General features: G+C 76.7%; 16 protein-coding genes. 8 read left to right on the plus strand and 8 right to left on the minus strand.

The window, feature by feature from the left end; translation table 11 throughout:
• Window positions 1-66: 66 nt before the first annotated feature.
• The 4 genes from SM577_RS23490 to SM577_RS23505 form a co-directional block, all read right to left on the minus strand.
• A complete protein-coding gene (locus tag SM577_RS23490) occupies window positions 67-5,688 on the minus strand; it encodes an amino acid adenylation domain-containing protein (RefSeq protein ID WP_474587978.1) in 5,622 nt (1,873 codons plus the stop codon).
• 6 nt (window positions 5,689-5,694) lie between these two features.
• Window positions 5,695-8,850: a non-ribosomal peptide synthetase gene (locus tag SM577_RS23495; protein WP_474587979.1), complete on the minus strand. Its 3,156-nt coding sequence runs from the start codon at window positions 8,848-8,850 to the stop codon at window positions 5,695-5,697.
• A gap of 192 nt (window positions 8,851-9,042) precedes the next feature.
• The gene (locus SM577_RS23500; RefSeq protein WP_474587980.1) at window positions 9,043-10,215 is read right to left on the minus strand and encodes a hypothetical protein; all 1,173 of its coding nucleotides are present in this window, start codon (window positions 10,213-10,215) and stop codon (window positions 9,043-9,045) included.
• 57 nt (window positions 10,216-10,272) lie between these two features.
• Window positions 10,273-11,622, minus strand: a complete 1,350-nt coding sequence (locus SM577_RS23505; RefSeq protein ID WP_474587981.1) for an MFS transporter — start codon at window positions 11,620-11,622, stop codon at window positions 10,273-10,275.
• Window positions 11,623-11,700: 78 nt separating this feature from the next.
• Between SM577_RS23505 and SM577_RS23510 the strand changes: the two genes are divergently transcribed.
• The 3 genes from SM577_RS23510 to SM577_RS23520 are packed head-to-tail and all read left to right on the plus strand — an operon-like array spanning window position 11,701 to window position 14,565.
• Complete coding sequence (locus SM577_RS23510) at window positions 11,701-12,342, plus strand: TetR/AcrR family transcriptional regulator (protein WP_474588028.1); 642 nt, start codon at window positions 11,701-11,703, stop codon at window positions 12,340-12,342.
• Window positions 12,343-12,400: 58 nt separating this feature from the next.
• Window positions 12,401-13,744: a flavin-containing monooxygenase gene (locus SM577_RS23515; RefSeq protein ID WP_474587982.1), complete on the plus strand. Its 1,344-nt coding sequence runs from the start codon at window positions 12,401-12,403 to the stop codon at window positions 13,742-13,744.
• Window positions 13,741-14,565, plus strand: coding sequence for an SDR family NAD(P)-dependent oxidoreductase (locus SM577_RS23520; protein ID WP_302922677.1), 825 nt, complete (start codon window positions 13,741-13,743; stop codon window positions 14,563-14,565). The genes SM577_RS23515 and SM577_RS23520 overlap by 4 nt, the downstream gene beginning before the upstream one ends.
• A 17-nt stretch (window positions 14,566-14,582) precedes the next feature.
• Here SM577_RS23520 and SM577_RS23525 read toward each other — a convergent pair whose 3' ends face one another.
• A complete protein-coding gene (locus tag SM577_RS23525) occupies window positions 14,583-15,233 on the minus strand; it encodes a LysE family translocator (protein ID WP_302922676.1) in 651 nt (216 codons plus the stop codon).
• A gap of 184 nt (window positions 15,234-15,417) precedes the next feature.
• On the opposite strand from SM577_RS23525, the gene SM577_RS23530 reads away from it, so the two are divergent.
• On the plus strand, window positions 15,418-15,966 hold the full coding sequence (locus tag SM577_RS23530) for a GNAT family N-acetyltransferase (RefSeq protein WP_474580034.1): 549 nt from the start codon (window positions 15,418-15,420) through the stop codon (window positions 15,964-15,966).
• 79 nt (window positions 15,967-16,045) lie between these two features.
• Window positions 16,046-16,525: a DnaJ family domain-containing protein gene (locus SM577_RS23535; RefSeq protein WP_302922675.1), complete on the plus strand. Its 480-nt coding sequence runs from the start codon at window positions 16,046-16,048 to the stop codon at window positions 16,523-16,525.
• A 21-nt stretch (window positions 16,526-16,546) separates the two neighbouring features.
• Here the strand turns inward: SM577_RS23535 and SM577_RS23540 are convergent, their stop codons facing one another.
• Window positions 16,547-17,113: a hypothetical protein gene (locus SM577_RS23540; protein ID WP_474588029.1), complete on the minus strand. Its 567-nt coding sequence runs from the start codon at window positions 17,111-17,113 to the stop codon at window positions 16,547-16,549.
• A 340-nt stretch (window positions 17,114-17,453) separates the two neighbouring features.
• Between SM577_RS23540 and SM577_RS23545 the strand changes: the two genes are divergently transcribed.
• Window positions 17,454-18,287, plus strand: coding sequence for a nitroreductase/quinone reductase family protein (locus SM577_RS23545; protein WP_474587983.1), 834 nt, complete (start codon window positions 17,454-17,456; stop codon window positions 18,285-18,287).
• Window positions 18,288-18,336: 49 nt separating this feature from the next.
• Here SM577_RS23545 and SM577_RS23550 read toward each other — a convergent pair whose 3' ends face one another.
• Window positions 18,337-19,008, minus strand: a complete 672-nt coding sequence (locus SM577_RS23550; protein ID WP_302922673.1) for a response regulator — start codon at window positions 19,006-19,008, stop codon at window positions 18,337-18,339.
• Complete coding sequence (locus SM577_RS23555) at window positions 19,005-20,270, minus strand: sensor histidine kinase (RefSeq protein ID WP_474587984.1); 1,266 nt, start codon at window positions 20,268-20,270, stop codon at window positions 19,005-19,007. The genes SM577_RS23550 and SM577_RS23555 overlap by 4 nt, the downstream gene beginning before the upstream one ends.
• Window positions 20,271-20,395: 125 nt before the next feature.
• On the opposite strand from SM577_RS23555, the gene SM577_RS23560 reads away from it, so the two are divergent.
• On the plus strand, window positions 20,396-20,893 hold the full coding sequence (locus SM577_RS23560; RefSeq protein ID WP_474579783.1) for a PH domain-containing protein: 498 nt from the start codon (window positions 20,396-20,398) through the stop codon (window positions 20,891-20,893).
• The gene (locus SM577_RS23565; RefSeq protein WP_474587985.1) at window positions 20,890-22,623 is read left to right on the plus strand and encodes a PH domain-containing protein; all 1,734 of its coding nucleotides are present in this window, start codon (window positions 20,890-20,892) and stop codon (window positions 22,621-22,623) included. Before SM577_RS23560 ends, SM577_RS23565 begins: the two co-directional genes overlap by 4 nt.
• Window positions 22,624-22,737: the final 114 nt, after the last annotated feature.

A 22,737-nucleotide genomic window follows, 5' to 3' on the forward strand; every position in this document is an offset into this window, starting at 1 on the left:
CGCTGCGCTCCGTGCCGCCATGAGGCACCACCGCACTGCGTTGACGATTCGCTCGCTGGCGCTCGCTCATGCGGCGCTCCCGGCCCGCGGCCGCGACGGCACCACCGGCCGCGTCCCGGCCGGCTCGCGCCGGTGCCGCAACGACTCCACGCCGACCAGGTCGTCGGCGACCGCGTCCGGGGCGTCGGTGTCGAACCGGGCGATCGCCCGGATCCGCGCGGCCACGGCCACCAGCACGGCGATGACCAGGCCGCAGAGCAGGAAGACGAAAGCGATGCCGCGCCCCTCGCCCACCCCGATCAGCCGCCCGACGGTGCCGGCCAGCCGGCCGTCCGGCATCAGCATCGGCTCGAACAGCGCGGTCGCGGCGGGCGCCACCACCGCGAAACCCAGCGGCAGCGTGGACCAGGAGATCATCTGGTTCAGCGCGGCGGCCCGGCCGTGGTAACGCTGCGGGATCTTCACCTGCACGATCGCCCGGTAGATGCCGGTGGTCAGGGTCAGCCCGGCGGTCAGCCCGAACGCGCCCGCCGCGACCAGCAGCGGGTCCGGCCGCAACGCGATCACCACGCAGGCCACCGCCATGGCCAGGATGGACAGCAGCACCCCGCGCATCGGCCGGCGGGCCGGACCGCCCCACAGGGCGACGGTCAGCCCGGCCACGGTGGCGCCCAGCCCGGAGACGAACGACACCTGGGCCGCGTCGGCGAGCGTGCCGAACGACAACACCAGCGGGCTCACCAGGATCAGCGGCGGCGCCAGGAAGATGTTGAGCACCAGGAAGAACAGCAGCATCGCCCGGAAGTGCCGGTGCCCCCACGAGTAGCGGAAGCCGTTGGCGATCTCGGCGGTCAGCGTCTCCCGCCGGTGCCAGCCCATCCGCGCCGGCCACCGCACCAGCGCCACGACCAGCACCGCCGCCGCGTAACTGACGATGTCGATCACCAGGATGCCGTCCAGGCCGACCGTCGCCAGCAGGCCGGCGGCGAACAGCGGCACGAACAGCGTGCCGACGCCGTTGACCATCTCCACCACGCCGATGGCGTGCCGCAGGTACCGCTTCGGCACCAGTTGCGGCACCGACGCGACGTACGCCAGGCGTTGGAACGCGGTGGCCACCGACAACCCGACCAGCAGCGTGTAGATGTGCCAGATCTGCAGGGCGTCGGTCCACAGCAGCACGCCGAGCGCTATCTGCACCGCCCAGGCGGCGACGTCGCCGGCGAGCAGCACGGCCCGGCGGCTGGACCGGTCCACCACCGCGCCGGCCAGCGGCGCGACCACCAGGCCGGGCACCAGCGCCAGGGTCACGAACAGCGCCAGCTGGGCCACCGACCCGGTGGTCAGGTAGATCCAGATCGGGATGGCCCACTGGGTGAACGCCGAGCCGATCAGCGACACCAGCTGGCCGGCCGCGACGCCGAGGAACCGGCCCATGCTCGGCTCGGCCGGCCGGCGGCTCGGGCCCGCGTCCACCGGCGGACCGCCGTCACCCGGTCCGCCCGCGCCGCGGCGGTGCACGCCGTGCAGCCACCAGTCGCTGTCCGCGCCGCGGGCCGGCCGGGTCAGCTCGGCGCCGTCGTCGGCGTCCAGCACCAGGTGGGTACGGGTGACGATCTCGGCCAGCTCGGCGGCCCGGTACCGGTTGAAGTAGTGCCCGCCCTCGTCGAGCACGACCAGCGCGCAGGTGTCGGAGAGGAAGTCCCACTCCCGAAACCGTTCGCCGTAGTAGTCGGTGGCCGGGTCCTGCTCGCCGACCACCGAGATGACCGGCGCGGCGATCCGGTCGATCCGGCTGTCCAGCAGGCCGCTGTAGTAGTCCTCGGCGCTGCGGGTGTCGTGCCGCATGTTGTGGATCACCCGGTCCGCCTCGTCCAGACCCAGCTCCTCGATGTCCACGCCGCGCCCCACCAGGCGGTTGATGAACGTGCGGTTGCTGCGGAAGCGTTCCAACTCGGCCAGCCGGGACAGCCGGCTCAGCAGCCCGCGGGGGCGGGCGAACGGGAAGATGCCGCCCACGTACACCGCCTCGACCGGCCGGTCGGCGGCCTCCAGCCGGCGGGCCACCTCGACCACCAGGGCGCTGCCGATGCCGCAGTGGCCGTAGAGCACCAGCGGACCGCCGACGTCGCGGAGGATCTCGGCCACGGCCCGGTCGACCAGCTCGGCGAAGGGCAGGGTGTCCTGCTCGCCGCCGGCCTCCTGCCCGTGGATGGCCGCCGAGTAGAGCCGGTGCCCGGGCGGCATCGCGTCGGCCAGCGCCTGGTACACCGCCGCGCTGCCGCCGCCGTAGGGGACGCAGACCAGCGACCGGACGTGTGCGGCGTCGGGTACCGGCCGGGTCAGCTCGTGCAGCAGCCGGGCCGGCCGGTCCGCGGTGGCCGGCTCGTCGAGCAGCTGGGCCAGTTCCCGCACGGTGCGGCAGCGGAACAGGTCCATCAGCGAGATGGTGCCGGTGGCGCCGGCGGCCTCCAGGCCGCGGCGGATCCGGGTGACCGCCTGCGCGGCCAGCAGCGAGTGCCCGCCGACGAGGAAGAAGTCGTCGTCGATGCTGACCCGGTCCACCGGCAGCAGGTCGGTCCAGACGTCGGCGATCAGCCGCTCGGTCGGGGTGCCCGGGGCGGCGAACTCCTGCTCGGCCTGCCCGGCCAGGTCGGGGTCGGGCAGCGCGCGGTGGTCCAGCTTGCCGTTCGGGGTCAGCGGCAGCGCGTCGAGCACCACGAACGCCGCCGGCACCAGGTAGTCGGCGAGGCTGCGGGCCAGGTGCTCGCGCAGCTGCCCGGCGGTCGGGCGGCGGGCGCCGTCGGCCGGCACCACGTACGCGACCAGCCGCCGGTCGCCGGTGCCGTCGGGCTGCGCGAGCACCGCGCAGCCGCGCAGGTCGGGGTGGCGTTGCAGGGTGGCCTCGATCTCGCCCAGCTCGATGCGGTAGCCGCGGACCTTCACCTGCCGGTCGACCCGGCCCAGGTATTCCAGGGTGCCGTCGGGGCACCAGCGCACCCGGTCGCCGGTGCGGTACATCCGGGCGCCCGGCTCGCCGCTGAACGGCTCGGGCAGGAACCGCTGCGCGGTCAGCGCGGGCCGGTTCAGGTAGCCGCGGGCCAGCCCCTCACCGGCGACGAACAGCTCACCGGGCACCCCCACCGGCACCGGGTTGAGGTGCCGGTCGAGCACGTAGGCGCGCAGGTCGGCCAGGGGCCGGCCGATCGGCGAGGCGACCGGGCGGCGCACGTCGGCGCGGCGCAGCCGCTGCGCGGTGACGTGCACGGTGGTCTCGGTGATGCCGTACATGTTGACCAGCGCGGGGCGCTGCTCGCCGTAGCGGCTCAGCCAGTGCCGCAGCTCCCGGACGTAGAGCGCGTCGCCGCCGAAGACGATGGTGCGCACCGACAGGTCGGCGAAGGACCGGTCGGTCTCGGTGAGGGTGGCCCGCAGGCCGCGGAACGCCGCCGGGGTCTGGTTGAGCACGGTCACCCGCTCCTCGGCCAGCACGTCCAGCAGCCGTTCGGTGTCCCGGATCACCTCCGGCGGCACCACGACCAGCCGGCCGCCGTAGGCCAGCGCCCCCCACATCTCCCAGACGGAGAAGTCGAACGCGTACGAGTGCAGCAGGGCCCACACGTCGTCCGGGCCGAAGTCGAAGTGCTCCTCGGCGGCGGTGAACAGCCGGACCACCTGCCGGTGCTCCACCAGCACACCCTTGGGCTGCCCGGTGGAGCCGGAGGTGTAGATGACGTAGGCCAGGTCGCCGGGGCCGGCGGCGCGGGCGGCCACCGGGGCGGCGGGCGCGGGCGGGTCGTCGTCCCGGGCGTCCAGCCGCAGCACCCGCCCGGAGTGGGTGGGCAGGTCGTCGCCGGGGGCCGCGTCGGTGACCAGCACCGGAGCGCCGGTGTCGGCGAGGATGAACTCCAGCCGTTCCCGCGGGTAGGCCAGGTTCAGTGGCACGTACGCACCGCCGGCCTTGAGCACGCCGAGGATCGCCGTGACGGTGCCCGTCCCGGGTCGCAGGTGCAGCGCCACCAGGGTGTCCGGGCCGACCCCGTGGCGGCGCAGCCGCTCGGCCAGCCGGTCCGCCCGGCGGTTCAGCTCGGCGTAGCTGACCTGCTGGCCGTCGAACGTGAGGGCGACCGCGTCGGGGTGGCGGGCCACCTGCTCCTCGAACAGCGAGTGCAGCGTCCGCTCGACCGGGAACCGGGCCACCCGGGCGCCCCAGGTGTCCAGCACCTCGGCGCGTTCGGCGTCGGTGAGCAGGTCCACGGTGCGCAGCGGGGCGTCCGCCCGGTCGACCACGCTCCGCAGCAGCCGGGTGAACCGCTCGCCGAACCGGGCCACCGTCGGCGCGTCGAACAGCGCCGTGTTGTAGGTGAACTCGCACCACAGCTCGCCGGTGCGGGTCTGCACCACCAGCAGTTCCAGGTCGAACCGGGTGGTCGCCAGGTCGAGCAGCTCCCAGCTGACCGCCGGCCCGTCGCCGGCGGCGCCGTGGTCGCGGAACTGGTAGTTCTGCACCGCGAAGGTGACCTGGAACAGCGGGGATCGGCTGACGTCGCGGGGCACGTCCAGTTCGGACACCAGGTGCTCGAACTGGACATCCTGGTGGGTGAGGCCGTCGAGGACCAGCTGCCGGGTGCGGGTGAGCAGCGCGCTGAACGACTCGTCCGGGTCCAGCCGGGCCCGCAACGCCAGCATGTTGACGAACATCCCGACCAGCGGCTCCAGCTCCGGGCGGGTACGCCCGGCGACCGGCGAGCCGACGGCGAAGTCACGCTGGTCGCTGTGCCCGGCGAGGAGCACCTGGTAGGCGGCGAGCAGGGTCATGTAGACGGTGGCGTCGTGCCGGCGGGCCAGCGCGGTGACGGCGGCGGCGAGCGGGGCGTCCACCTCGAAGCGGTGGGTGGCCCCGTCGAAGCGCTGCGTCGGCGGGCGCGGGCGGTCGGTGGGCAGGTCCAGCGCGGGCACCCCGGCCAGTTGCCCGGTCCAGTACGCCAGGCCCCGGTCGGTGCCGGGGCGGTGCCGCTGCCAGTGGGCGTAGTCGCCGTAGCCGACCGGCAGCGCCGGCCAGTCCGGCGCCGTCCCGCCGCGGCGGGCCCGGTACGCGGTGAGCACGTCGGCCACCAGCACGTCGATGGACCAGCCGTCGCTGACGATGTGGTGCGCCTGCACCGACAGCAGCCAGCGGTGCCGGCCGTACGCGACGAGCAGGGCCCGCAACAGCGGCCCGGTGCCGAGGTCGAAGGGGTCGGCGGCGTGCTCGCGGGCCAGCTCGGCGGCCTGCCGGCGGGCGTCGCCGGGGTCGTCGGCGGTGACCGTGGCCCGGGACAGCGGCACCGGGCCCGGCGGGTCGACGACCACCGTCGGCTGGCCGTCGTCGCCGGCCGGGAACCGCATCCGCAGGCTCTCGTGCCGGGCCGCCACGTCGCCGAGGGCGTCGCCCAGCGCGGCCGGGTCCACCTCGCCGTCCAGCCACACCGCCACCGGCACGTGGTAGGCGGTCGAGCCGGTGGCGAACTGGTCGGCGAACCAGAGCCGCTCCTGCGCGTACGACAGGGTCCGCGGCGCGTCCGCGGGGGCGCGGCCGATCCGGCCGGCGCCGGTGTCGCCGGGTTGGCGCAGGAGCCGCTCCAGCAGGGCCTGCTTGGTGGCGGACAGCGGTGCCTCCCGGGCCGCCGACTCCGGGGCTGCGGACATGCGGGGCTACCTTTCGTAGGTGGCGAGGAGCGCGGCGGCCTCGTCCTCGGAGATCTCGTCGAGCCGGGCGACCAGCAGCCGTTCGACCTGCGCGGCCAGCTCGGCGACGGTGGGGTGGGCGAAGAGCATGTAGACCGGGACGTCCACGTCCAGGACCGCGCCGATGCGGGCGACGGCCCGGCTGGCCAGCAGCGAGTGCCCGCCCCGGTCGAAGAAGTTGTCGTGCACGCCGAGCGAGGCGACGCCGAGCACCTCGGCCCACGCCGCGGCGACCAGTTCCTCGGCGCCGGTGCGCGGGGCGGTGACCGCCGGCGCCGCGTCGTCGGCGTCGGCCGGGTCGGGCAGCGCGGCGACGTCGAGCTTGCCGCTGGGCATCAGCGGCAGGGCGTCGAGGGTGACGAAGGCGGTCGGTACGAGGTGTCCGGGCAGGACGGCCCGCAGCGCGGCGCGCAGCCGCGCCGGGTCGGCGTCGCCGGTGAGGTAGCCGACCAGCCGCTGCCCGCCGTGGCCGTCCGGGCGGACCGCCACCGCGGCCTGGTCGACGCCGGGCTGGGCGCGCAGCGCGGTCTCGATCTCACCGAGTTCCACCCGCGCGCCGTTGACCTTCACCTGCCGGTCGAGCCGCTCCAGGAACTCCAGCGTCCCGTCGGAGCGCCAGCGGCAGCGGTCGCCGGTGCGGTACAGCCGCGCGCCGGGCGGGCCGAACGGGTCGGGCACGAACGCGGCAGCGGTGTCGGCGGGGCGGCGCAGGTAGCCGCGACCGACCGGGCCGCCGCCGATGTGCAGGTGCCCGGGCGCGCCGACGGGGACCGGGTCGCCCCGTTCGTCGAGCACGTGCAGCCGCGCGCCGGGCATCGGCACGCCGATCGGCACCGCGCCGGCCGGGTGGGTGCCCGGGGGCACCGTGTGCGCGGAGACCGCGATGGTCGTCTCGGTCGGCCCGTAGAGGTTGTGCAGCGGCACGGCGCGTACCGCGCCGAGGCCGGCGGCCAGGTCGCCGTCGAGCTGCTCGCCGATGCAGACCACCTGCCGCAGGTCGGTCGCCTCGGCCAGGCCGGGGTGGGCGACCAGGTGCCGCAGCACCGTCGGCACGCAGGACAGCAGGGTGACCCGTTCCCGGCGGAGGGTGTCGAGCACCGCGTCCGGGTCGAGCGCGCCCTGCTCGGGGGCGATGACCAGGGTCGCGCCGGCCACCAGGGCCGGGTAGACCTCCTGGCCGAACAGGTCGAAGCTGGGGGAGGCGAGCACCAGCAGCCGGTCGTCGGGGGTGAGCGCGTGCTGCCGGGCGAACCAGGTGGCGTGCGCGGCGAGCGAGTGGTGCTCGATCATCGCGCCCTTGGGCCGGCCGGTGGAGCCGGAGGTGTGGATCACGTAGGCGAGGCCGTGCGGGTGCACCGGCGCGGGCTCGCCGGCGCCGTCCGGGTCGGGACCGCCGTCGAGGTCGTCGGTCAGGACCGGGCGGTACGCCCCGGCCGGCAGCGCGTCGGCGACGGCGGCGGAGGTGACCACCACCGTGGCGGCCGAGTCGGTCACCAGGTGGGCCAGCCGCCGCGCCGGGTAGCCGGGGTCCAGGGGCACGTACGCCGCGCCGGCCCGCAGCACCGCCAGCATCGCCACCACCACGTCGGCGCAGCGGGGCAGCGCCACCCCGACCAGCTGCTCGGGGCCGGCGCCGAGGGCGCGCAGCCGGGCGGCCAGCCGGGCGGTGCGCTCGTCGAGCTGCCGGTAGGTCAGCGACCGGCCGGCGTCGCGGATGGCGACCGCGTCGGGGGTGCGGGTGGCGTGGGCGCGGATCAGCTCGACCACGCCGGGGCCGGCCGGTGGCGCCGGCGGCCCGGCGGCCCACCCGGTGACCAGCAGGTCGCGTTCGGCGGCGGGCAGCAGCGGCAGCGCGGACAGCGGCCGGTCGGGCCGGGCCAGGCCGCCGCGCAGCAGGGTGAGCCAGCGCGCGACGATCCGCCGGGCGGTGTCGGCGTCGAACAGGTCGCTGCGGTACTCCAGCCGCCCGGCGGTGTCGCTGACCTCGAGCAGCAGTTCCTCGCGGGCGACCCCGTTGCTGGTGCTCAGCCCCACCTGGCCGAGGTGGTTGAAGCCGAGCTGGTAGAGCGGCTGCACGCCGGGCAGCCGGGGCGGGTTGAGCGCCTCGACGAGCCGGGGCAGCGGCAGGTCCTGGTGTTCCCAGGCGGCCAGCATGGTCTCCCGGACCCGGCCGATCAGCTCGCCGAAGCTCGGGTCGCCGGTCAGGTCGAGGCGCAGCACCAGCGTGTTGACGAACATGCCGATCAGCGGGGCCAGCTCGGGCCGGTTGCGCCCGGCGACCGGCAGCCCGACGCACACCTGCGCGTCGCCGCTGAGCCGGTGCAGCAGCGCGGCGTAGCCGGCGAGCAGCACCATCGCGCTGCTCGCCGAGTGCCGGCGGCCGACCTCGGCGACCGTGTCGCGCAGCTGCCCGGGCAGGTCGAAGGTGACCTCCGCGCCGGGCCGCTCGGTGGCCGCCGCGCGCGGCCGGTCCGGCAGCAGCCCGTGCACCGGCGGGGCGCCGGCGAGCCGCTCGCGCCAGTACGCCAGGTCGGCCTCGGCGGCGGCGCTGGCAGCCTGGTCGCGCTGCCACACCGCGTAGTCGGCGTACTGGATCTCCAGGGTGGGCAGGCGCGGCGTACGCCGGTGCAGCGCGGCCTGGCACAGCTCCTCGACCTCCGCCTCCAGGATCGGCTGCGAGCTGCCGTCGAAGACGGTGTGGTGCGCGGTGAACAGCAGCGCGGGGCGCTGCGGCAGGTGCACCAGGCGGGCCCGCCACAGCGGCGCCCGGTGCAGCACGAACGGGGCGGCCAGGTCGGCGGCGACGAGGTCGGCGAGGCGGGCGGAGCGGTCCGGCTCGGCCAGCCCGGACAGGTCGGTCTCGGCCAGCTCGATCGGCACGTCGGCGTGCACGACCTGGGTCAGCGCGCCGTCGGCGGTGCGCAGCGCGGTGCGCAGCGGCTCGTGCCGGCGGGTCAACTCGGCGAGCGCGGCGCGCAGCACGCCGGCGTCGGTGCCGGGTGGCAGCAGGATCGGCGAGCGCAGGTTGTACGCCGACGCCTCGGCGCCGAGCTGGCTGGCCAGCCAGATCCACTCCTGGGCGAAGGACGCGGCGAAGACGTACTCGTTGGACGTGACCTGCACCTGCGTTCCCCCCGCGGAATCCCCCCGACACGCCGGATCCGGCATCGGTCATCGCCGATGCTATGGGCGGGCCCGGTCGGGATGCCTCCCGAGAATCGCCATCAGTGCATGGAGGATCGCTCAGGGTAAATACCTGAATGGACGGTTGATGAACGGGGAGTGTCCTGGGCCTGACAGACGGTGCGGCCCGCCTCAGCGGGCGGCGGCGTCGGCGACCGGCTCGGCGGGGGCGGCGGGGCCGGAGAGTCGGGCCAGCGCGGCGGCCAGGTCGGTGACCTGGCCGGCGAGTTGGGCGACCCGCTGCTGGCCGGCGTCGCGGTCGGCCTCGGCGGTGCGCAGCCGTACCGCCAGCTCGGCGAGCCGGTGCTCGGCCGCGGCGGTGGCCTGCCGGGCGGTGGCCAGCTCGGCGGTGAGCGCGTCCCGCTGGGCGGCGGTGGCCGCCAGCTCCGCGCGCAGCCGAGCGGCGGTGTCCACCGCCTCCTGCCGCGCGGCGTCGGCCTCGCGGGCCGCGGCCTCGGCGCGTTCCCGGGCCCGGTCCGCCCGCTCGTGGGCGCGTACCGCGTCGGCGGCGCCGGCCCGCGCCCGCGCGGTGTCGGTGCGGGCCTGCTCGATCTGGCGGCGGACGTCGGTGACCTCGGCCTGCCACCGCTCGGCGCGGTCGGCGGCCTCGGCGGCGGCCCGGGTGGCCCGGTCGGCGTCGGCGCGGGCGGCGTCGCGTTCGGCGGTCAGGTCGGTGACCCGGTGCCGCTCGGCGTCCCGCTCCGCGCGCACGGCACGCAGCTCGTGCCGGGCCGCGTCGCGGTCCCGCTCGGCCTGCGTCCGCAGCGCCTCGGCGGCGCTGGCCGCCCGGCGGGCCTCGTCCCGGGCCGCCTCGGCCTGTTCCGCCCGCTCGGCGTCCCGGCCGGCCCGGGCGACGGCCTGCTCGGCCCGTTGGCGGGCGGCGTCCCGGTCGGCCAGCGCGGCCCGCGCCTCCTCGCGGGCCCGGGCGGCGGCCGTGGTGGCCTGGTCGGCCTCGTGGCGTGCCTCGTCGCGTTCGGCGTGCGCGGCGGCCACCTGGGCGGCCGCCTCGGCGCGTGCCTCGGCCAGCTGCCGTTCCACCCCGACCGGGGACAGCTCGGCGTGCAGCGCCTCGCTGAGGGTCTGCACGATCTGGTCGAGCCGGTCCACCGCCTCCCAGGTGCGGGCCACCTGCCCGGGCAGGCCCGGCGCGTTGCGGTGCCGCATCCGGTTGTTGCGCGAGGCCCGCTGGCAGGCGCCGTCGTTGTCCCGGCAGTAGCGGAACGGCCGGCCCGCGCCGGCGCGCTGGGGCACCGACCGTCCACAGTGCGCGCACGGGCGGGTCTCGACGTTGGGCTCGGCGTCCATCGAGGGCGAAGTCTAGTGCCGCGCCGGCCGGCGGCTCCCCGCCGGTGGGCCGGCCGGTCAGCTCCCGGCGCGGGCGAGCCGGTCCAGGGTGTAGCGGCGTTGCAGCAGCATCGCGACGAGCATCGCCGCGGCGGGCAGCAGGCCGAAGCCGTAGCGGACGGCGGCCAGCGCCGAGTCCGGCTGGACGACCGTCTCGCCGGCCGCCGACGCGACGAAGCCGCCGCCGGCCAGGCAGAGCGCGTAGAGGTACGGGCCGAGTGCCGCGCCGGTGGCCTCGGTCGCCGTCCAGACGCCGGTGTAGGTACCCGCGCCGACCCCGGCGCCGGCCCGGATCACGTCCGGCACCATGGAGAACGGCAGCAGCTGCATGCCGGCGAACGCGACGCCGAGCACCGCCACCGCGCCGACCAGCAGCGGCAGCCCGGCCGGGCGACCCACCGCGAGCATCAGCGAGCCGGCGGCGAACGCGCCCTGCGCGGCCAGCAGCGCCCGCTGCTTGCCCACCCGGCGGGCCACCGCCAGCCAGGCCGGGGTGACCAGCAGCGCCGGCGCGACGAACGCGGCGACCAGCACGGTGGTCAGGCCGGCCCGACCCAGCTCGTACTCGGCGTAGTAGGGCACACCGGCGAGGACCAGGTGGGTGGTGGTGGACATGGCCAGGTACGCGGCGACCAGCCAGCGGAACTGCCGGTCCCGCAGCGCCGCGCCGAGCGCCCGCCAGCCGCCCCCGTGGGCCGGCGCGACCGCCGCCGCGGCCCGGCGCAGCCGGCCGATGCCGGCCACCCCGACCAGCATGGCGGCGAGCATGCCGGCCGCGAGCAGCAGGCCCATCCGCTGGTAGCCGCCGCGGGTGGCGTCGTCGCCGCCGGCCAGCAGCGGCGCCAGCAGCCCGGACACCAGGATGCCGAGGGTGAGCACCACCATCCGGAACGCCATCAGCCGGGTCCGCTCGTGGTAGCCGATCCGCAGGTCGGCCGGGGTGGCCAGGTAGGGCACCTGGTAGGCGGCGAAGAGCAGGTTGCCGGCGACGAAGGCGACCGCGACCCAGGCGGCCGCGGGGGCGCCGGTCAGCCCGCCGGGCACCGCGAAGAGCGCGACGAACGCGACCGGCAGGGCGCAGCCGAGCAGCAGCAGCCGGCGCCGGTCGCCCCGGCGGGCCTGTTCGACGTCGCAGCGGTGCCCGATCCACGGGTGCAGCAGCACGTCGGCGACCTTCGGCAGCAGCAGCGCCAGGCCGGCCAGCCACGGCGCCACGGCGAGCACGTCGGTGAGGAAGTAGAGCAGCAGCAGGCCCGGGACGGTCACCCAGACGCCCATGCCGAGCGAGCCGGTGGCGAAGCCGGCCAGCGGCCCGCGCGGCAGCGTGGCCCCCTCGCCGGTGGCCGGCTGCTGGTCGAGCCCGGTCATCGCCGCCTCCTGTCCGGGCCCGCGCCCGCGCCAATCCAACGGATGCTGGATTGTAGGGGCAGAATGGCGGCCATGACCATGCCCCGACGCCGCCCGGGTCGGCCCCGGCGGGAGGAGAGCCGTCCGACCCGCGAGCTGGTGCTCACCGTGGCCACCCGGCTCTTCGCCGAGCGGGGGTTCGACGCCGTCGGGCTGCGCGACGTGGCGGCGGCCGCCGGCGTCGACGTGGCCACCGTCTCGCACCACACCGGCACCAAGGCGCAGCTCTACGACGCCTGCTTCGCCCGGGTCTTCGCCGCCGAGCGGGAGGTGCTGGAGGCGGCGGCCGAGCGGGCCCGCGCGGCGCTGCCGGCCGGGCCGCCGGCGGCCCGGCGGGCCCTGCACGACCTCGTCGACGTCTTCGTGGACTTCCTGGAGGACCGGCCGGAGACCACCGCGCTGTGGCTGCGCCGCTGGCTGGAGCCGCACCGGCACGCCGAGCTCGACGAGCGGTACGCCGCGCCGCTGTACCGGCTGGTGGCGGAGCTGCTCACCGCCGCCGCGTCGGCCGGCGCGCTGGTCGAGCCGACCCCGCACATCACCGTGCGCAGCCTGGTCTGGGCGGTGCACGGGCACGTGGTGGCCCTGGCCGCGGCGCCGTCGGGGGCCCGGGAGCGACGGGAGTTCCGGATGTTCGTGCACCGGTTCCTGGACGGGCTGTACGGACCGACCGGCTCTTGACGGCGGACCCCGGCCCGGCCATTATCCATCAGTCGTTGGATTAATGTCGGGAGGCGGGATGGTCGGGCAGCCGACAGTGGCGGTGATCGGCGCCGGGGCGGCCGGACTGGCGAGTCTCAAGGCCCTCGCCGACGCCGGCGTGCCAGCGGTCTGTTTCGAGGCCGCCGACCGGGTCGGCGGCCTCTGGGTGTACGGGGCGCCCGGCTCGCCGGCGTACCGGACGCTGCACCTGAACACCAGCCGGCGGCGCACCGAGTTCGCCGACCACCCGATGCCCGACGACTGGCCGGACTACCCCGACCACACCCGCATCGCCGGTTACCTCGCCGACTACGCGCACCGGTTCGGGCTGCTCGACGCCGTCCGGCTGCGGCACACCGTCGGCCGCGTCGTCCAGGACCCCGGCGGCACCTGGACGGTGCACGCCACCGGGCCGGACGGGCCGGTCACCGTCACCGTCGAGGCGGTGGTGGTCGCCAACGGCCACAACCGGGTGCCCAAGCCGCCCAGCCCCGACTACCCCGGCACCTGCACCGCCGAGCAGTGGCACAGCCACGACTACCGGGGGCCGGAGCAGCTCGCCGGCCGGCGGGTACTGGTCGTCGGGGGCGGCAACTCGGCGATGGACATCGCCGTCGACGCCTCGTACGCGGCCACCCGCACCCTGCTGTCGCTGCGCCGGGGTGTCTGGGTGGTGCCGAAGTACCTGCTCGGCCGCCCGTCGGACACCCTCAACGGGGCGCTGGCCCGGCGGCTGCCGTGGCGGCTGCGGCAACGGATCAGCCAGCTGACCCTCACCGCCACCGTCGGCCCGCCCACCCGGTACGGCCTGCCCGCCCCCACCCACGGCTTCCTCCAGGACCACCCCACCCTCTCCGACGGGCTGCTGTCCCGGCTCACCCACGGCGACATCGAGGCCCGCCCCGGCATCACCCGCTTCGACGGCGACCGGGTGGAGTTCACCGACGGCCGCAGCGACGAGATCGACCTGGTCGTCTGGTGCACCGGCTACCGGGTGGAGATCCCGTTCCTCGACCCGGCGCTGCTCGGCGACGGCGCGGAGACCCTGCCGCTGTACCGGCACGTGTTCCATCCCGACGCACCCGGTCTGTTGTTCGTCGGCCTGATGCAGTCGACCGGGGCGGCGTTCCCCCTGGTCGAGGCGCAGGCCCGACTCGTCGCGGGCTACCTCGCCGGCCGGTACGCGCTGCCCGACCCGCGGGCGCAGCGGGCCGCCTGCCGGGCCGAGCTGCGGGCGGCCACCGCCCGGTGGGGCCAGCGCCGGCCGGCGATGCGGGTCGACTTCGACGCCTACCTGGGTGAGCTGGGCCGGGAGCTGGCCGCCGGGGCGCGCCGGGCCCGCTCGACCGCCCCGGCGGCGCGCGCCGGAGCCCGGCCGTGAGCCGGCTGGCCGGCCGGCGGGTGCTGGTCACCGGGGCGGACGGCACCTTCGGGCGGCACCTGGGCGCCGCGCTGACCGCCGCCGGGGCCCGGGTGGTCGGGCTCGACCTGCACGGCGCGCCGGACGCCGACATCCCGGTGCTGCGCTGCGACCTGACCGACCCGGCGGCCGTGCCGCCGGCGGTACGCGCCGCCGTCGACCGGCTCGGCGGGTTGGACCTGCTGGTCAACAACGCCGGCGTCGGCGGCCCGGCCCCCGCCGAACTGCCGCCCGACGCGGTGGTGCGCCAGCAGCTCGAGGTGAACCTGCTGGCCGCCTGGCGGACCACCGCCGCGGCGCTGCCCGACCTGGTCACCGCGCGCGGGCGGGTGATCTTCGTGGCCAGCCGGATGGCCGTGCTGCCGCTGCCGCTCGCCGCCGCGTACGGGGTCAGCAAGCGGGCCCTGGTCGCCTACGCCGACGCGCTGCGCCACGAGGTCGGCACCCACGTCGGGGTGAGCGTGGTCTACCCGAGCATGGTCTCCTCGCCGATCCACGACAGCACCGCCGAGGCCGGGCTGTCGCTGCGGGGGGTGTCCCGGCTGGAGCCGGTGCAGGGGGTGGTCCGGGCGATCCTGCGGGCCGCCACCGCCCGCCGGGCCCCCCGGGACGTGGCCACCACCGGCCGGGGCCGGCTGGAACTGGCGCTCGCCCGGCACGCGCCCGGGCTGGCCGACCGGCTCGTGCGCCGGACCGTGGCCGCGCGGATCGCGGCCGGCGACCTGGACGCCGCGCCGCTGGCCGCCGGCATGGTCCGCCGGCACCACGACACCGCCCGCTGACCGGCGCGGGGGCCGGGTCAGGGCGTGGCGACCGCGGCCCGGGACCGGTCGGCGGCGATGCGTACCGCCAGGCCACCCAGCACGGTGCCCATCACCCAGCGCTGGACCCGCAGCCACAGCGGCCGGCGGGCGAAGAACCCGGCCAGGGTGCCGGCGCCGAGCACGATCAGCGCGTTCACGGTCAGCGCGACGGTGATCTGGGTCAGGCCGAGCAGCAGGCTCTGCGCGGCGACGTGGCCCCGCTGCGGGTCCACGAACTGCGGCAGCAGCGACACGTAGAGAATCGCGATCTTCGGATTGAGCAGGTTGGTGACCAGCCCCATGGTGAACAGTCGGCGGGGCCGGTCCGGCGGCAGCGGCGCGGGGTTGAACGGCGACCGCCCGCCGGGGCGCAGCGTCCGCCAGGCCAGCCAGAACAGGTACGCCGCGCCGGCCAGCTTCACCGCCGTGTAGAGCGCCGGCACCAGGACGAAGATCGTGGCAAGGCCGGCGACCGCGGCGGTCAGGTAGACGGCGAAGCCGGCGGCGACCCCGAGCAACGAGATCAACCCGGCCCGGCGGCCCTGGGTCACCGACCGGGACACCAGGTACACCATGTTCGGCCCGGGCGTGAGCACCAGGCCCAACGCGACCAGCCCGATACCCACCAGCGCGCCCGTACCGACCATCACAGACCCCCCGTCGACTGGACCGACCCTATGCCCGGGTGGCCGGCCGGCCGAGGGCCACCCGGGATCCGGTGGCCTGAACGGCACACCGGCGCCCGGCAGGGGCGCAACCGGGCGCGCGGCGGCGACACCGGCCGGGGCAGCCGCTGTTGGCGCCGGCGGGCAGACTGGGCCGGTGACGATCATGCTCCGGGCGCCGGCGTCCCCGGCCGCGCCCGAACTCCTCCTGCGCCCGTGGCGGGCCGAGGACGCCGACGCGCTGGTCGAGGTCTACCGGGATCCCGTGCTGCGCCGGTGGACGACGGTCCCGGTGACCAGCCACGCGGCGGCGCGCCGGTGGCTGGCCGCCACCCGGGAGGGCTGGGACAGCGGTCACCGGTACACCTTCGCCGTGCTGGAACCGCTGCCCGACGGCGACCGGCTGGTGGCCAACGTGGTGCTCAAGCGGCTCGCGCCGGGACGGGAGAACGCCGAGGTGGGCTACTGGACCGCCGCCGCGGCCCGGGGGCGGGGGATCGCCCCGCGCGCCCTGGAGGCGGTGACCCGGTGGGCGTTCGACCGGTTCGCCGCCGCCGGCCTGACCCGGCTGGACCTGCTGCACCAGGTGGACAACCCGGCCTCGTGCCGGGTGGCGGAGAAGACCGGCTACCGGTTCCAGGAGGTGCTGCCGGCCCGGCCGCCGTTCCCGCGCGACGGGCACCGGCACGCCCGGTGGGCCGGGTCACCGGCCTGAGGGTGGCGGGAATGCCCGCTCCGCCCGATACGCTGCGCCTCCCGACGGCCGCGATACGGTGGGCTGCGGGAGGTGGCGGGTGAACGGCTGGGAAGCGAGCGTCGAGGCGCAGATCCGCTCGGCCCAGGAGCGGGGCGAGTTCGACAACCTGCCCGGCATGGGCAAACCGATCCCCGGCCGCAACCTGCCCTACGACGAGTCGTGGTGGATCAAGAGCTTCCTGGAGCGGGAGGCGCTCCCCAGCGACCTGCTGCTGCCCACCCCGCTGCAACTGCGCCGCAAGGCCGAACAGGTGCCCGACGAGGTGCGGGGCCTGCCGACCGAGGAGGCGGTGCGGTCGTACGTGGCCGACCTGAACGCCGAGATCTTCGCCTGGCTGCGCAACCCGGAGGGGCCGCGGGTGGTGGTCCGCCCGGTGAACGCCGACGACGTGGTACGCCGCTGGCGCGAGGAGCGCCGACCGGCCGCCACCGCGCCGGCCGCCCCGGCACCCGCACCCGCCGCCGCGCGGCGTACCCGTCGCGGGTGGTGGCCGCCGTGGCGCCGCCGCGCCGGGTAGCCCGCCCGCACGGCGGGGGAGTCAGTCCAGCGCGGCCCGCCAGGTCCAGGACGTCCGCCGGGGCCGTCCCGGCAGCTCACCCCGACCGGTGAGCCAGAGCAGCACCGCCGCCGGGGGCCCGTCCGGCGCGTCCGGGAACAGCCGGCCGATCACCGCGGCGCTGAGCTCGTCCGGCGGTTGCCAGGGCACCCCCAGCCCACGGGTGATGTCGTGGGTGTGCAGCAGCGTCTCGGCCACGCCCATGGCGGCGAACCCCGCCGGGTCGCACGGCCCGTAGTGCCAGGCCCGGCTCTCCGGCGCGGCGGCGTCGACCGCCGCGCGCAGCAGCGCGCCGCAGGCGGTGACCACCCGCAGCACCGCCCGGGGCGCGGCGTCGGCGGCCACGACGAGGTCGAACGGCAGGTAGCCGTCCGCCGGCCGGCCCGCCACCTGACCGGCGTAGCCCAGCAGGTCGTGTGCCACGTGCGCGGCGGTGGTCCAGCAACTCCAGGTCAGGTCGCCGGCGGGCACCCGCCAGTCCCGCCCGTCGTACGGGCCCAGGACGGCGGTCATCCCGGCCACCGCGCGCGCCACGTCGGCCCCGGTCATCGGCATGTCCCGACGGTGCCAGCGGTACGCGCCCCGGCACAACCGGGAAAAGATCGTTGCCGGCCGGCGCGGGGCGGCAGTAGGGTCGGCACCGTGACTGCCGGGTCGGCCATGGGCCACGAGCGGACAGGGCACCCGGCGACGTCGTGACCCGGGGGCGGGCCCGCGGCCCGCCGATCCCTGCCGACAGTTCCGCCGCCGCGCGCGCTCGCGCGCCGTCCCCGCGCCTGACGCCGGGTGACCACGACTGTCCTCGCCTCCCGCGCCGGCCCGACCGAGGCTCGGCGCGACCTCTGTGCGGCCCATCGATCGGCCGCACGGCCTCGACCGGAAGCAGCGCATGCCCAACGACTTCAACCAGCAGATCATCGACGAGTTCCGGGCCAACTCCGGCCGGGTCGGCGGCCCCTTCGCGGGCGGCCGGCTCATCCTGCTCACCACCACCGGGGCCCGTACCGGCGCCCCGCACACCACCCCGGTCGGCTACCTGCCCGACGGCGGGGAACGCATCCTGGTGATCGCCTCCGCCGGGGGCGCGCCGCGCCACCCCGACTGGTACCACAACCTGGTGGCCGACCCGCGGGCCACCGTCGAGGACGGCGTCTTCACCTACCAGGCGCGGGCCGAGGTGCTGACCGGCGCCGACCGCGACCGCGTCTTCGCCCGTGCCGTCGAGGCCGACCCGGGTTGGGCCGCCTACCAGGAGAAGACGACGCGGGTCCTCCCGGTGGTGGCGCTGTACCAGGTGGCCGGCGGGCCGCCCAACGCCCCGTCCCTCGGCGCGGGGCTCAAGCTGCTGCACGACGCGTTCCGGCGGGAACTCGCGCTGATCCGCGCCGAGGTGGCCCGCTCCGGGCCGGGGCTGGGCGCCCAGCTACGGATCAACTGCCTGACGGTCTGCCAGGGACTGCACCACCACCACACCATGGAGGACACCGGCCTGTTCACCGCCCTCGACCAGCAGCGTCCCGACCTGGCCGCGACGCTGGCCCGGTTGCGGGAGGAGCACCGGCGGGTGGCCGAGCTGGTGGAGCGGCTGCGCGCGGTGCTCGCCGACGCCACCGCCGACCCGGCCCAGCTGCGCCAGCAGGTCGACCGGCTCACCGACGAGCTGGAACGCCACCTGACCTACGAGGAGGAGCAGCTGATCCCCGTCCTCGACGGCGCCCGCTGAACCGGCTGGCCCCCGGCACCGGCTGACCACGACCGGCCGCGGTGGCGGCTCAGTCGTCGGCGGCGTCGTGGGCCAGCAGGGCCAGCTGGATCCGGTTGGTCATGTCCAGCCGGGTCAGCGCGCTGGAGATGTGCGCCTTCACGCTGCCCACCGAGAGGAACAGCCGGCCGGCGATGTCCGCGTTGGACAGTCCCTCCGCCACCGCCCGCGCCACCTGCCGCTCGCGCTCGGTGAGCAGGGCGAACCGCTCCCGGGCGCGGCGCCGCCGCTCGTCGACCGGGTCGCCACCGGCGGCGACCCGGTCGATGAGGGCGCGCGCCACGGTGGGGGAGAGCACCGGCTCCCCGGCGGCGGCCCGGTGCACGGCGTCGACGATCCGCTCCGGCGGCGTGTGCTTGACCAGGAACCCGGCCGCGCCGGCCCGCAGCGCCTCCAGCACGGTGGCGTCGGCGTCGAAGGTGGTCAGCACGATGACCGCGGGCCGGTGCCCGGCCCGGCTGCCCAGGTTCCGGGTCGCCGCGATCCCGTCCAGCACCGGCATGCGGACGTCCATCAGCACCACGTCCGGGCGCAGCCGGGCCACCGCGTCGACGACGTCGGCCCCGTCGGCGGCCTCGCCGACCACGTCGAGGTCCGGGGCGCCACCGAGCATCAGGCGCAACCCGGTACGCACCAGCGCGTCGTCGTCGACGAGCAGGACACGGATCCGGTCCGCTGTCACGTCGGCCAGGATAGCCGGGTGGTCAGCCGGAACGAGCCGTCGGCGACGCCGTGCTCGATGGTGCCGCCGTCGAGGGCCACCCGCTCGGCGAGCCCGGTCAGGCCCGCCCCCGCGCCCGGCAGCTCGCCGGTGGGCGTACCCGGCAGGGGATTGGTGACCGACGCGACCACGCCGGTGTCCGGCCCGGCGTCCACCCGGACCGCCACCTGCGCGCCGGGCGCGTGCTTGCGGGCGTTGGTGAGTCCCTCCTGGACGGTCCGGTAGACGGTGCGCTGGGTGGCCGGGCGCAACGCCTCGGCGGCGCCCGGGGCGCACTCCATCTCGAAGCTCACCCGCTGGCCCGCGGCCCGGGCCTCGGCGACCAGCCGGGGGATGTCGGCCAGCCGCGGCTGCGGCGCCACCCGTTCCCGGCCGTCCCCGCCGTCGGTGCGCAGCACCGCGAGCACCTCGCCCAGCTCGTCCAGCGCCCGCACGGCCGCCTCCCGGATCACCTCGACCGCCTGGCCGATCTCGGCGGCGTCCAGCGGCCGCCCGACGCCCGCCTCGGCCTGCGCCGTGCGGTACGCCAGGCCACCGGCGTGCACCGACAGCAGCGAGATCCGGTGTGCCAGCACGTCGTGCATCTCCCGCGCGATGCGTTCCCGCTCACCGCGGCGGGCGTCGGCGAGCCGGCGGTGGTGCTCCTGCCGTTCCCGCTCGGCGTCGCGGCGCAGGCTGGCGATCAGCTGCCGGCGGGCTCGGGTGGCCATCCCCCAGCCGAGCGGCACCAGGTACATCATGCCGACCAGCGCCACCGAGGCGACCACGCCGGTGCCGGGGGCGGGGTGCAGCGCCCCGAAGATCAGCGCTGGCACCAGGTAGCCGGCGGTGGCCAGGGTGGCGGGCAGCCAGTCGCGGCGCACCGCCACGGTCAGCACCGCGACCATCGTGGCGCCCACCGCGGTGCCGGCGACGTAGAGCGCCGGCACCAGCGCGACGGCCAGCGCCATCGGGAACCGGCGCCGCCACCACAGGGCCAGGCACGCGGCGGCGCCGACCCACGGGTCGACCGCGAGCATCCAGGCCGGGACCGCCGCGGCGTAGTAGGGCGGGTCCTCGCTCCACACCGACAACCCGACCAGCGCCGCCGCCGCGACCAGCGTCGCGTCCACCACCCAGTCCCGGACCGTCCGTCGCTGCCGGGCGCCGGCGGCGTCGAGGGTGGCCAGCTCGGCCGGGAGCAGCCAGCGTGGCGACGTCCGGCCGGTGCGGGTCGCGCTCATGGGGTGAGCGTAGAAAGGCGGCGCCGGCCGGGCGGCTGCCCATCGGCCACCATTTCTGGCCGATCGGCCACCGGTCTGGCCCGTCGGCAGGTGTCCGGGGCGGCGCCGGCCCCCACGATGAGGCGATGACGGGATCGACGGTACGGCTGCGCCCGCCCCGGCACCGGGTGGAGCGGCGGGCGGTCGGGTGGTGGACGGTACGCGCGGTGCTCGGCGCGGCCCCGGTGCTGGCCGCGCTGGCGGCGGCGTACGCGGTGGCCGGGTCGACCCGGTCGTGGTCCGGTCCGGCGCTGGTGGTCACGGTGCTGGCGGCGGCCGGGTACGCGGCGGTGGTGCCCTCCTGGCGGTACGCGGTGCACCGGTGGGAGGCCACCACCGAGGCGGTGTACGCGTCCTCGGGTTGGTTCGTGCGGGAGTGGCGGGTCGCCCCGATGTCCCGCATCCAGACCGTGGACCGGGTGCGCGGGCCGTTGCAGCAACTGTTCGGGCTGGCCACGGTGACCGTGACGACCGCCTCCGCGCACGGCCCGGTACGGCTGGTGGGATTGGACGCGGAGGTGGCCGCGCGGACCGCGGAACAGCTCACCGAGTTGGTGCGGCAGACACCGGGGGACGCGACGTGACCGGGTGGCGGCGGCTGGACGTACGCATGGTGTGGGTGGACGTGGTCCGCAGCCTGCTGTCGCTCGCGCCGACCGGCCTGGCGGTGGGGGTGTTCCGGGTCGAGGCGCGGCTGTCGACGCTCTGGCCGGTGCTGGCGGTCGCCGTCGTCGGTGTCGCCCAGGCCGGGCACGACCTGCTGCGGTGGGCGAAGACGCGGTACCGGGTGACCGGGGAACGGGTCGAGCTGCGCACCGGCCTGCTGGTGCGCTCGCACCGCTCGGTCCGCCGGGACCGGATCCGCAGCGTGACCGCGACGGCGGCGCTGCGGCACCGGCTGGCCGGGCTGCGGGTGGTGACCGTCGGCGCCGGCCTGCCCGGTGCGGAGAGGGAGGCGGCGCTGCGGCTGGACGCGGTCAACGTGCGGACGGCCGAACGGCTGCGCCGGGACCTGCTCGGCGGCGAGCCGGTCGCACCGCCGGGTGACGGGGCGGCGCCCGGCGACGAGCCGGCCGAGCGGGACGGCTCGCCGCGCTCCGGCTCGCCAGTGCGTGACGCGGCCGCACGGGGCGGGCCGCGCGATGCTGACGCCCGGGTCGGGCTGCGTGACGCCGACGACCCGGCGACCGACGGTGCGACGCCGAGCGGCGCCGGGGCCCGGCCGGCGGGAGCCGCGCGTGGCGGGGGAGCGGTGGCCGGCGACGCCCGGGTCCTCGCCCGGATCCGCTGGTCCTGGCTGGTGCACAACGTGGTCAACGTCTGGGCGTTCGTGATGGCGGCCGGCCTGCTCTGGGGCGCGTACTGGACGGCCGGGTCGTTCGGGTTCGACGCCGCGGGCGCGGTCGCTGAGCTGCTGGACTGGCGCGCGCTCGGGCTCGGCTGGTCCGCCGTGATCGCAGTCGCCGCGGCGGGGGTGCTCGGGGTGGCCGGCATGGCGGTGGCGTTCGTCGCCGAGTTCTGGGACTTCCGGCTGACCCGGGTGCGCACCGCGGCCGGCAGCGTGCTGCGTACCAGCCAGGGCCTGTTCAAGACCCGCGAGGTCGACCGGGACGACGACCGGCTGCGCGGCGTGGAGATCTCCGAACCGGTGCTGTGGCGGTGGATGGGCACGGCGGACACCAACGTCATCACCACCGGCCTGACGGTGTGGAGCATGACCCCGGCCACCACCGTGCTGCCGCGCGGCCCGGTCCGGGTGGCCCGTTCGGTGGCCGCCGCGGTGCTCGACGCCGACCCGAACCCGTTCGAGGCGCCGCTGCGCGGGCACCCGCCGGCCGCGCTGCGCCGCCGGCTCGGCTGGGCGGCGCTGGTGGTGGCGGCGCTCACCGGGGCGCTGGCCGGGCTGGGCGCCGTCCTCGGCCTGCCCCGGTTGTGGCTGGCCGGGCCGGTGTCGGCGCCGCTGGTGGCGGTGGCCGCGGTGGTGGCGTACCGGGCGTTGGGGCATGCGACGGTCGGCGACCACCTGGTGGTCCGGTCGGGGCTGGTCAGCCGGTCCACCTCGGCGCTGCGCGGCGGGGCGGTGATCGGCTGGCAGGTGCGGCAGAGCGTGCTGCAACGCCGGCTCGGCCTGGCGACGCTGACCGCCACCACGGCCGCCGGCCACGGCCGGTACGCGGCGGTCGACCTCGCCGCCGCCGACGTGATCGCCCTGGCCGAGCGGACGCTGCCCGGCCTCCTCGCCCCGTTCGCCACCGCACCGCCGGACCAGGACCCGTCGCTCCCGCCGGCCCACCTGGCCCGTCCAGCGGCTTGACGGTGCTGCGGCGCTGCCTGCTCGGGCCGACGGAGACGTTCCCCGCCTCCGTCACACCTGGCGGGTAGCGTCGCTGGGTCTGCCGTCCCGGGCAGACCCAGCGAGGGGAGACCG

The organism is Micromonospora desertarenae (assembly GCF_056150265.1).

Excerpts from the sequence above, each read along its gene's own strand:
- SM577_RS23490 (WP_474587978.1), bottom strand. The coding sequence starts at position 5,688 with ATGTCCGCAGCCCCGGAGTCGGCGGCCCGGGAGGCACCGCTGTCCGCC.
- SM577_RS23500 (WP_474587980.1), bottom strand. The coding sequence starts at position 10,215 with ATGGACGCCGAGCCCAACGTCGAGACCCGCCCGTGCGCGCACTGTGGA.
- SM577_RS23505 (WP_474587981.1), bottom strand. The coding sequence starts at position 11,622 with ATGACCGGGCTCGACCAGCAGCCGGCCACCGGCGAGGGGGCCACGCTG.
- SM577_RS23510 (WP_474588028.1), top strand. The coding sequence starts at position 11,701 with ATGCCCCGACGCCGCCCGGGTCGGCCCCGGCGGGAGGAGAGCCGTCCG.
- SM577_RS23515 (WP_474587982.1), top strand. The coding sequence starts at position 12,401 with ATGGTCGGGCAGCCGACAGTGGCGGTGATCGGCGCCGGGGCGGCCGGA.
- SM577_RS23525 (WP_302922676.1), bottom strand. The coding sequence starts at position 15,233 with ATGGTCGGTACGGGCGCGCTGGTGGGTATCGGGCTGGTCGCGTTGGGC.
- SM577_RS23530 (WP_474580034.1), top strand. The coding sequence starts at position 15,418 with ATGCTCCGGGCGCCGGCGTCCCCGGCCGCGCCCGAACTCCTCCTGCGC.
- SM577_RS23540 (WP_474588029.1), bottom strand. The coding sequence starts at position 17,113 with ATGACCGGGGCCGACGTGGCGCGCGCGGTGGCCGGGATGACCGCCGTC.
- SM577_RS23545 (WP_474587983.1), top strand. The coding sequence starts at position 17,454 with ATGCCCAACGACTTCAACCAGCAGATCATCGACGAGTTCCGGGCCAAC.
- SM577_RS23555 (WP_474587984.1), bottom strand. The coding sequence starts at position 20,270 with ATGAGCGCGACCCGCACCGGCCGGACGTCGCCACGCTGGCTGCTCCCG.
- SM577_RS23560 (WP_474579783.1), top strand. The coding sequence starts at position 20,396 with ATGACGGGATCGACGGTACGGCTGCGCCCGCCCCGGCACCGGGTGGAG.